At 70.8% G+C, this 9,353-nt stretch carries 12 protein-coding genes; 5 read left to right on the forward strand and 7 right to left on the reverse strand.

What is annotated here, in order from left to right; translation table 11 throughout:
• Window positions 1–76 precede the first annotated feature (76 nt).
• The 6 genes from KIP79_RS37620 to KIP79_RS37645 all read right to left on the reverse strand — a co-directional run bounded on the left by KIP79_RS37620 (window position 77) and on the right by KIP79_RS37645 (window position 3,828).
• On the reverse strand, window positions 77–484 hold the full coding sequence (locus KIP79_RS37620; protein WP_250214474.1) for a hypothetical protein: 408 nt from the start codon (window positions 482–484) through the stop codon (window positions 77–79).
• Window positions 484–921, reverse strand: coding sequence for a helix-turn-helix domain-containing protein (locus KIP79_RS37625; protein ID WP_214109772.1), 438 nt, complete (start codon window positions 919–921; stop codon window positions 484–486). Before KIP79_RS37625 ends, KIP79_RS37620 begins: the two co-directional genes overlap by 1 nt.
• A gap of 58 nt (window positions 922–979) precedes the next feature.
• On the reverse strand, window positions 980–1,885 hold the full coding sequence (locus KIP79_RS37630; RefSeq protein WP_214109773.1) for a M56 family metallopeptidase: 906 nt from the start codon (window positions 1,883–1,885) through the stop codon (window positions 980–982).
• Window positions 1,885–2,247, reverse strand: a complete 363-nt coding sequence (locus tag KIP79_RS37635) for a BlaI/MecI/CopY family transcriptional regulator (RefSeq protein ID WP_214109774.1) — start codon at window positions 2,245–2,247, stop codon at window positions 1,885–1,887. Before KIP79_RS37635 ends, KIP79_RS37630 begins: the two co-directional genes overlap by 1 nt.
• A gap of 61 nt (window positions 2,248–2,308) precedes the next feature.
• A complete protein-coding gene (locus KIP79_RS37640; protein WP_214109775.1) occupies window positions 2,309–3,094 on the reverse strand; it encodes a class I SAM-dependent methyltransferase in 786 nt (261 codons plus the stop codon).
• Window positions 3,091–3,828: an SDR family NAD(P)-dependent oxidoreductase gene (locus KIP79_RS37645; protein ID WP_214109776.1), complete on the reverse strand. Its 738-nt coding sequence runs from the start codon at window positions 3,826–3,828 to the stop codon at window positions 3,091–3,093. Before KIP79_RS37645 ends, KIP79_RS37640 begins: the two co-directional genes overlap by 4 nt.
• Window positions 3,829–4,039: 211 nt before the next feature.
• Here KIP79_RS37645 and mshA point away from each other — a divergent pair, with 211 nt between their 5' ends.
• The 3 genes from mshA to KIP79_RS37660 are packed head-to-tail and all read left to right on the forward strand — an operon-like array spanning window position 4,040 to window position 6,502.
• Window positions 4,040–5,278: a D-inositol-3-phosphate glycosyltransferase gene (gene mshA / locus KIP79_RS37650; protein WP_250214489.1), complete on the forward strand. Its 1,239-nt coding sequence runs from the start codon at window positions 4,040–4,042 to the stop codon at window positions 5,276–5,278.
• Window positions 5,275–5,754: a type III secretion system chaperone family protein gene (locus KIP79_RS37655; protein WP_214109778.1), complete on the forward strand. Its 480-nt coding sequence runs from the start codon at window positions 5,275–5,277 to the stop codon at window positions 5,752–5,754. The genes mshA and KIP79_RS37655 overlap by 4 nt, the downstream gene beginning before the upstream one ends.
• A gap of 10 nt (window positions 5,755–5,764) precedes the next feature.
• Window positions 5,765–6,502: a phosphoglyceromutase gene (locus tag KIP79_RS37660; RefSeq protein ID WP_214109779.1), complete on the forward strand. Its 738-nt coding sequence runs from the start codon at window positions 5,765–5,767 to the stop codon at window positions 6,500–6,502.
• 90 nt (window positions 6,503–6,592) lie between these two features.
• Here the strand turns inward: KIP79_RS37660 and phoU are convergent, their stop codons facing one another.
• Window positions 6,593–7,237 carry a phosphate signaling complex protein PhoU gene (gene phoU, locus KIP79_RS37665; protein WP_214109780.1) on the reverse strand — a complete coding sequence of 215 codons (645 nt, stop codon included), beginning with the start codon at window positions 7,235–7,237 and terminating at the stop codon, window positions 6,593–6,595.
• 184 nt (window positions 7,238–7,421) lie between these two features.
• On the opposite strand from phoU, the gene KIP79_RS37670 reads away from it, so the two are divergent.
• Window positions 7,422–8,534: a sensor histidine kinase gene (locus tag KIP79_RS37670; RefSeq protein ID WP_250214491.1), complete on the forward strand. Its 1,113-nt coding sequence runs from the start codon at window positions 7,422–7,424 to the stop codon at window positions 8,532–8,534.
• Window positions 8,531–9,223 (forward strand): response regulator, encoded by a 693-nt coding sequence (locus KIP79_RS37675; RefSeq protein WP_214109781.1) that lies wholly within the window; start codon window positions 8,531–8,533, stop codon window positions 9,221–9,223. Before KIP79_RS37670 ends, KIP79_RS37675 begins: the two co-directional genes overlap by 4 nt.
• Window positions 9,224–9,353 lie beyond the last annotated feature (130 nt).

Genomic DNA, 9,353 nt, shown 5'->3' on the forward strand with positions numbered 1-9,353 from the left:
GCTGAACGCGTGCCATTCCATGCCGCACCACTCACTGGAGAAGTACCGGTCGGAATAGAAGGCCATTTGCACCCGATTAGCTCTTGCTGGCGGCCGCGGTCCGGCCGGCCACCGCCTTGCGCGGCCGGGCCGGCTTGGCGGAGGCGGACACCTCCTCCAGCTCCTGCGCGGCCTCGCCGCTGACCTTGCTGACGATCGTGCGGCCCCGGTTGGCGAACTCGTCGTAGAGCTCGGAGATCCGGTTGGTGAGGGCCTCCCGGTACTCCCGGGTCTTCTCGGGCAGGTGGCGGGCGTAGTTCTCGGCCTTGCTCTGCATGTTCTGCGCGTACGCCCGGGCCTCGCCCTGGCGGCTCTGCAGGCGGGCCAGCTGCTCGGGGATTTCGCGGATCTTCTCCACCGCGTAGTCACCCGCGCCGGTGATCGCGTAGAACGGCTTGGATTCGGTGATCTTCTTGACCTCGGTGGCGAGGGTCATAACAGGCATTACCCTTCTGGTGTGGCGTGACCGTTTTGTGAATTGGATTCGACCGCCTCCGGGGGCCCCGCCGGTCGCGTCGGCTGGGCCTCCTCGGTGGTCGCCGCCCGGTTCTCGCGCCGGAACGACTCGTAGATGTCGACCAGCACCTGGCGCTGCCGCCCGGTGAGCGTGACATCCGCCCGGATCGCGGTCAGCACGTCGCTGTCCGGCTCCCGTTCCTCGATCAGACCGGCCTGCACGTACAGCGCCTGGGCGGAGATCTGCAGACCTTTGGCGATCTGGTTGAGGATCTCCGCGCTCGGCTTGCGCACGCCGCGTTCCACCTGGCTCAGGTAGGGAAACGAGACCCCCGCCTGCGCGGCGAGCTGGCGCAGCGAGATCTTCGCCTGCTGACGCTGCTCGCGGATGTACGCGCCGATCGAGCCAACCTTGGGCAGTTCCATGCCGCCAGTCTGCCAAACCCCGTATGCAATTGCAAACAGGCTGGATAACAGCGGCTAACTAGCTGGGCAGCAACCAGAGCAGCGGAGCCGACGCGGTGAGCACCGCCGCACCCGCCACAATGGCGAAACGCAGGTGCGCCGGCAGCTCGGCACGTGGCTTGACCAGCCGGTTCACCCGCACCATCACATTCTCCCCCGAGGTCGCGTTGAGCGCGCCGTGGGGGGTGGCGAAGGCGCCGGCCGTGCCGAACCTGAGCAGCGCGGTGGCCAGCCGCTTGGGCGAGCAGTGGCGGCGGGCCCGGTCGTCGGCGGCCATCTCGATGAGCAGCGCGACCGACGCGTGCGCCTCGTGCGTGATCCGGACCCAGGGCAGCATCCAGCGCAGCGCGGCGAACGGCAGCAGCACCAGGTCGTGGCGCTCCCGCACGTGCGCGGCCTCGTGCGCCAGCACCGCGGCCAGCTCGTCGGGTGAGAGCAGCCGCAGCGTCCCCGCGCTGATCACCACCTCCGACTTCAGCCCTGGCACGCAGTACGCCGCCGCCCCCGGGTGGTCGAGCACCCGCACCCCGGGCACCGCCGGTTCGTCCCTGGCGATCAGCGCCAGCAGCAGCCGGTGCCGCCGCCGGGCCCGTAGCGTCTGCACGGCCGCCGCCACCGGCACCGCGCACAGCGCCGCGAAGAGTCCCAGACCGGCCAGCAGCGCCGAGACCCTCGGCAGGTCGGGCGGCCCGCTCCAGACGCTGCCGAGATGGGCCAGGCCGTATAGCACGCCCTGCCCGAACGGTTCCAGTGCGAACGCCAGCAGCGCGCCCACGCTGGCCAGCCCCCAGGTCACCCCGAGGGACTGCCAGAGCAGGATGGCCGCGCGAGGGGCCCGCCAGGTCCACCGGGGGGCCAGGATGAGCCGCCAGGCGCCCAGCACGCAGAGCGCCGCCAGCACCGCCAGGGCGGCCGCCGCGATCACTACTCCTCCAGCTCGGTGAGGGCGCGGCGGAGGATCTCGGCCTCGGAGTCGGAGACCCGCTCGGCGAAACGCTGCAGCGCGGCGCTGCGGTCTCCGGTCTCCCCGGTCATCTCCAGGGCCTCCAGCATCAGCTCCGCGACGTACGCGTCCCGCCCGGCGGCCGGGGCGTAGCGCCAGGCGCGGCCGTCCCGGGTGCGGTTCAGGAAGCCCTTGCGGGTCAGCCGGTCAAGGACCGTCATCACGGTGGTCGGGGCCAGATCGCGGTCCTCGATCAGCCGGCCCACCTCGCGGGCGGTCAACGGGCGGCTCTCCGCCCAGAGGATGTCCATGATGCTGCGCTCAAGCTCGCCAAGACCCTTCACGACATCAGGCTACCCGCCGTAGTACTACGTCCCGTAGTGGGGGCGGGTGACTCAGCTCAGCCTAGGCCACCGCAGACCAAGGGAGGGTAAGTTCGCCCAGCCTCCACCGGCTTCGTCCGCCGAAAGGGGGATGGGTGTGCACCGGCCAGGTCTGGGCGAGCAGTTCGGCGGCCTGGATCCAGCGCTGGCGGGAGCCGTACGCGCCGAACGGGGCGCAGACCGCCCACGCGCGGTCCCAGTCGGTCAGGAAGGCGTGTACCCGGTGGCCGGGCACATTCTGGTGGATGAGCGTCTTGGGCAGCCGCTCGGCCAGGTCGGAGGGCCGCTCGATGCCGTTGAAACGGCACGCGAAGGTGACCGTGCGGGGCCCGGCCTCGTCCAGGGCGACCCAGACCGCCCGGTGCCCGACCTCGGAACAGGTTCCCTCGACCAGCACTCCGCCGGGCGCCAGCCGCGAGCGCAGCAGCTCCCAGTGCCGCCACGCCTCCGCCTCCGGATACTGCCGCAGCACGTTGAACGCCCGGACCAGCACCGGGGGCCGCCCGACCGGCAGCTCGAAACCCCCATGGACGAACCGCAACCCCGCCGTCTCGTACGGCTTGGCGGCGGCCACCCGCGACGGGTCGATCTCCACCCCCACCACCTGGACGTCCCGCCGCACCCGCCGCAGCCGCGTGAACAGCTCGTAGGTGGTGACGTGCGAGGCGCCGTAGCCGAGATCCACCACCAGCGGCTCGGCGGCCGAGCGGAGCAGCCCCGCGTATCCGGCCGCCACCCAGCGGTCCGCCCGGCGCAGCCGGTTCTGGCCGGTGGTGCCACGGGTGACCGCCCCGACCGGCCGCCTCACACCCGATGGACCTTGTGCTGGGCGGCCTGCGCGCGCGGCCGGATGACCAGCCGGTCGATGTTCACGTGGGCCGGCCGGGTGACCGCGAACGCGATCACGTCGGCCACGTCCTCGGCGGTCAGCGGGTCGGGCACGCCCTCGTACACCTGGGCGGCCCGGGCGCCGTCGCCGCGGAAGCGGGTCAGCGAGAACTCCTCGGTGCGCACCATGCCGGGGGCGATCTCGATGATCCGCACCGGTTCGCCGCAGAGTTCGAGCCGGAGGGTCTCGGTCATCGAGGTCTGGGCGTGCTTGGCCGCGCAGTAGCCGCCGCCCCCCTCGTAGGAGACCAGACCCGCCACCGAGGTCAGCATGAGCAGCACCCCGTCGCCCGACTCGATCAGCTTGGGCAGCAGGGCCCGGGTCATCCGGAGCGAGCCGAGGACGTTCACCTCGTACATGCGCTGCCAGTCCTCGACCCGCCCCTGGGCCACCGGCTCCAGGCCGATCGCGCCCCCGGCGTTGTTGATCAGCACGTCGCACCGGTCCAGCGAGGCGGCCAGCGCCTCCACCGACTCGGCCGAGGTCACGTCCAGGGTGGCCGGCCGGATCGAGGGCACCTCGGTGGCCAGCCGGTCCAGCCGGTCGCGCCGCCTGGCGGCCGCCACCACGTCGAAACCCTCCGCCGCCAGGCGCCGCGCGGTGGCCTCGCCGATCCCGCTGCTGGCCCCTGTCACCACTGCCGTCCTCGTCATGGGGGCCATCTTATTTATGAGGAATCCGTCCCATAGACAGCCGCATTGCCGCCGAACAGGGACTCGCCGCTGCGGCCGCCCAGATCACGCATTCCTCACAAATAGGAGCGCCCGAGGAGTGGGAATCTGTCGGAGTTCTTCGGAGTTATATCGCCCTTGGAGGTGGTTTGGGGTGACTGTCCGACGGCTCAACCGGGTCGCGACGATCAGCATGCACACGTCCCCGTTGGACCAGCCGGGCACCGGCGACGCGGGCGGCATGAACGTCTACATCGTGGAGGTGGCCAAACGTCTGGCCGCGCTCGATGTGGAGGTGGAGATCTTCACCCGGCAGACCGCACGCGACCTGCCTCCGGTGGCTGAGCTCGTGCCGGGCGTCACGGTCAGGCACGTCACCGCGGGGCCGTACGAGGAGCTGGACCGGAGCGACCTGCCCGGCCAGATGTGCGCCTTCCTCTCCGGGGTGCTCCGCACCGAGGCCACCTACGACCCCGGCCGCTACGACGTCATCCACTCCCACTACTGGCTCTCCGGCCAGGTCGGCTGGCTGGCCAAGGAACGCTGGGGGCTGCCCTTAGTGCACACCATGCACACCATGGCCAAGGTGAAGAACCTGCTGCTGGCCGAGGGCGACCGCCCCGAGCCGCCGGCCCGGGTGATGGGCGAGGAGCAGGTGGTGGACGTGGCCGACCGCCTGGTCGCCAACACCGCCGCCGAGGCCGAGGAGCTCATCTCCCTGTACGGCGCCGCCCCCGACCGGGTCACCGTGGTCAATCCGGGCGTCAACCTCACCGTCTTCCAGCCCGCCTCCAAAGGTGCGGCCCGCCACCGCCTGAACCTCCCGCAGGAGGCGGCCGTCCTGCTCTTCGTCGGCCGCATCCAGCCGCTCAAGGCCCCCGACGTGCTGCTCAAGGCGGCGGCCAGGATGCTGGCCGCCGACCCCACGCTCCGCGACCGCCTGGTCGTCGCCTGCGTCGGCGGCCCCAGCGGCAACGGCCTGGCCCGCCCCGCCCTGCTCACCGACCTCGCCGCCGAACTCGGCATCTCCGACGTGGTACGCCTGGCGCCGCCGGCCCCCCAGCACGAGCTGGCCGACTGGTACCGGGCGGCCGACCTCACCGTGGTCCCCTCGCACAACGAGTCCTTCGGCCTGGTGGCCCTGGAGTCCCAGGCATGCGGGACCCCGGTCGTGGCGGCCTCGGTGGGCGGCCTGCGCACCGCCGTCAGGGACGGCGTCTCCGGCCTGCTCGTGGACGGCCACGACCCGCAGGCCTGGGCGGCCACGCTGGCCCGCCTGCTGGCCCGCCGCCCCTGGCTGGAGCAGCTGGCCACGGGCACGGTCCGCCACGCCACCGCGTTCGGGTGGTCCGCCACCGCCGCCCGGCTGGTCGAGGTGTATACCGGTGCCATGGCGACGTTGCATCGAGTCCCGGTCGCGGTCAACCTGTGATCGCCACCATCGAGGAGACCCTCAAGGCGTCCGGCCTGTCCTACGAGCAGCCCAGGCCGGGGGCGTTCCTGGTCCGGCTGCCCGGGCAGCGCAAGCTGGCCACCATGACCTGGCTGATCGTCGGCGACCAGGCCCTGCACGTGGAGGCGTTCTTCTGCCGCCAGCCCGACGAGAACCACACCGAGTTCTACCGCTGGCTGCTCGGCAAGAACGGCTCCATGTACGGCGTGCACTTCGCCCTCGACCCCGAGGGCGACGTCTACCTGGTGGGCCGCGTCCCGCTGGAGGCCGTCTCGGAACCGGAAATCGACCGCCTCCTCGGCTGCGTGCTCACCTACGCCGACGAGTGGTTCGACCGGGCGCTGGAACTCGGCTTCGTCTCCTCCATCCGCCGCGAGTGGGCGTGGCGTGTCAAAAGAGGAGAGTCCACCGCGAACCTGGCAGCCTTCGCTCGGTTCGCGGACCCCGCCAATTAAGATTGCCCCCATGTCGACATTGGTGCTCTTGCGGCACGGCGAGAGCGAATGGAACATCAAAGGCCTGTTCACCGGATGGGTCGACGTCACCCTCTCGGCCACCGGTGAGGGTGAGGCGCGCCGCGGCGGTCACCTGCTGGTCGAGGCCGGGATCCGCCCCGACGTGGTGCACACCTCGCTGCTCACCCGGGCCATCAAGACGGCCAACCTGGCCCTGGAGGCGGCCGAGCTGTCCTGGCTGCCGGTCAAGCGCTCCTGGCGGCTGAACGAGCGCCACTACGGCGCTCTGCAGGGCAAGGACAAGGCGCAGACCCGGGCCGAGTTCGGCGACGAGCAGTTCATGCTCTGGCGCCGCTCCTACGACACCCCGCCCCCGCCGATCGCCGACGACGACGAGTTCTCCCAGTCCGGCGACTCCCGGTACGGGTTGCTCCCGCCCGAGCTGCTGCCCAGGACCGAGTGCCTGAAGGACGTCGTGGACCGCATGCTGCCGTACTGGTACGACGAGATCGTGCCCGACCTGGCGGCGGGCCGTACGGTCCTGGTGGTCGCGCACGGCAACTCGCTGCGCGCCCTCGTCAAGCACCTGGACCAGATCAGCGACGAGGACATCGCCGCGCTGAACATCCCCACCGGCATCCCGCTCAGGTACGAGCTCGACGCCGGACTGCGGCCGGTGAGCTCGGGCTACCTCGACCCGGAGGCCGCCGCGTCCGCGATCCAGGCCGTGGCCAACCAGGGCAAGTAAACGAGGAATTTAGGTAAAAGACGGATTTAACCGTACGAACTTACCCACGGAACCCCCCGGCCCCCCGAGGACCGGGGGGTTCCGCGTGTCTCAGGACTGGCGGGAGCCGGTCACCAGGTAGACCACGTCCCGCGCCACCCGGACCGCGTGGTCGGCGTACCGCTCGTAGTACCGCCCGGCCAGGGTGATGTCGATGGCCGCCTCGATGCCGTACTTCCAGTCGGGGGAGAGCAGCACCCGGAACAGCCGCCGGTGCAGCCGGTCCATCGCGTCGTCGTCGGCCTCCAGCTCCTTGGAGAGCTCGACGTCCCGGGTGGCGATGCAGGTGCCCACCTTGGTGATCAGCCGCTCGGCGATCTGGTCCATCTCCACGATGGTGTCGCGGAGCGAGGGCGGGATGGCCGAGTCCGGGTGGCGGAGCCGCGCGATCTTGGCGATGTGCTCGGCCAGGTCGCCCATGCGCTCCAGGTCGGCGGCCATGCGCAAGGCGGTGATCACCGTACGCAGGTCCACGGCGACCGGCTGCTGGGTGGCCATCACCTCGTAGATGGTGGTCTCCACCTCGGCATAGATCCGGTTGACCTCCTCGTCCTGGGAGATCACACTCTCCGCCAGGTGCAGGTCGGCGTCGAGCAACGACGTGGTCGCCCGGGACATGGCAGAGCGCACCAGGCGCGTCATCTCCACCAGGCGGTCGGTGAGGGTTTCCAGCTCTTCGTGGTACGCGTCGCGCATGCCGCCACCGTATGTGCGGATTCGTGAACGAACCTCGACCGGAAAATGAACTTTTCCGGAAAGGGCATGGTCATGCCCTATCGGCCAGTCGGGCGGACGGGTAACGCCACCTAGCATCTGAGACGTGAATGAGTTGCTGGCGAGTTTCGCGGCGATGGGCGGCTTCCTGGTCGGCACCCTCGTCATGATGGCGATCCGGCGGCAGACGGAACCGGAACCCGCCCCGGAACCCGAGGACGAACCCCTCCCGCCCGGCGTGGCCTCGGTGCTGGCCGTGCTGCCCTCCTCCGCGGTGGTGCTCGACCGCGAGGACAAGGTGCTCCGCGCCAGCTCGGCGGCCCGGGCGTACGGGCTGGTGCACGGCGACGCGCTGATGGCGGCCGAACTGCTGGCGCTGGCCAGGAAGGTCCGCAGGGACGGCGAGATCCGGGAGGGCGAGCTCGAGGTGCCCGGCCGGAAGTTCGGCCAGGAGGCCACCACCTTCGCGGTCCGGGTGGCCCCGCTCGGCTCCGGCGGGCAGGTGCTGGTGCTGGCCGAGGACCAGACCGAGCGCCTGCGCGTGGAGGCCGTACGGCGGGACTTCGTCGCCAACGTCAGTCACGAACTCAAGACCCCGGTCGGCGCGCTGGCCCTGCTGGCCGAGACCATCCAGGACGCCGCCGACGACCCCGAGGCGGTGACCAGGTTCGCCGGGCGCATGCAGCACGAGGCGGCCCGCCTCAGCTACCTGGTGCAGGACCTGATCACGCTGTCCCGGATCCAGGGCGCCGAGGCCATCCCCACCCCCGGCCCGGTGCCGGTGGACGAGGCCGTGCACGAGGCCATCGACCGCTGCACCACCAAGGCCGCCTCCAAGGACATCACCCTGGTGGCCGGCGGCACCGAGGGCCTCAACATCTGGGGCGACGAGGAGCTGCTGATCACCGCGCTGCGCAACCTCATCGACAACGCGGTGGCCTACAGCCCCGAGCACACCCGGGTGGTGGTCAGCGCCCGCCCCGCCGGAGAGGCGGTCGAGGTCAGCGTCAGCGACCAGGGCATCGGCATTCCCGAAGGCGCGCAGGAGCGCATCTTCGAACGGTTCTTCCGGGTCGACGCGGCCCGGTCGAGAGCGACGGGCGGCACCGGTCTGGGGCTGGCCATCGTCAAACACGTCGCCGTGGCACACGGCGGCGAGGTCACGGTGTGGAGCAAGGAAGGCTCCGGATCGACCTTCACGCTCCGCCTGCCGGCTTTCGGCGGGCAGGCGGTGGCGGTACCACGCGGCACCACAATCCCCCAGGAGGCGGCCACATGACCCGGGTACTCGTCGTAGAGGACGAGGAGTCGTTCTCCGACGCCCTCTCTTACATGCTCCGCAAGGAAGGCTTCGAGGTCGCCGTGGCGGCCACCGGGCCGGAGGCGCTGGAGACCTTCGACCGCAACGGCGCCGACCTGGTGCTGCTCGACCTGATGCTGCCCGGCCTGCCGGGGACGGAGGTGTGCCGGTCGCTCCGGCAGCGCTCCAAGGTGCCGGTCATCATGCTGACCGCCAAGGACAGTGAGATCGACAAGGTGGTGGGCCTGGAGCTCGGCGCCGACGACTACGTGACCAAGCCGTTCTCCTCGCGGGAGCTGGTGGCCCGGATCCGGGCGGTGCTGCGCCGACAGGGCGACATCGAGGAGGTCGAGTCGGCCATCCTGGCGGCCGGACCGGTCCGGATGGACGTGGACCGGCACATCGTGGCCGTGCGCGGGCAGCAGGTGCAGTTGCCGCTGAAGGAGTTCGAGCTGCTTGAGGTGCTGCTGCGGAACGCCGGACGGGTGCTCACCCGGGGCCAGCTGATCGACCGCGTCTGGGGCGCCGACTACGTGGGCGACACCAAGACCCTGGACGTCCACGTCAAGCGCCTGCGCGCCAAGGTCGAGTCGGACCCGGCCAACCCGCGCTGCATCCTCACCGTGCGCGGGTTGGGCTACAAGTTCGACCCCGTCGCCGAGGATTAACCCCGGCGATCAACCCCCTTAGTCGTATGTGGGGGTTGCCCGGCCGCTGCCGGTGTCTGGACTGAACGGAGGGAGCGTAGCGACCGGAGAGAGGGAAGACACCGGCTGCGGAGCGGCCGGGCCGGGCCCC

This window comes from Acrocarpospora catenulata, from assembly GCF_018476525.1.
GTDB lineage: Bacteria > Actinomycetota > Actinomycetes > Streptosporangiales > Streptosporangiaceae > Acrocarpospora > Acrocarpospora catenulata.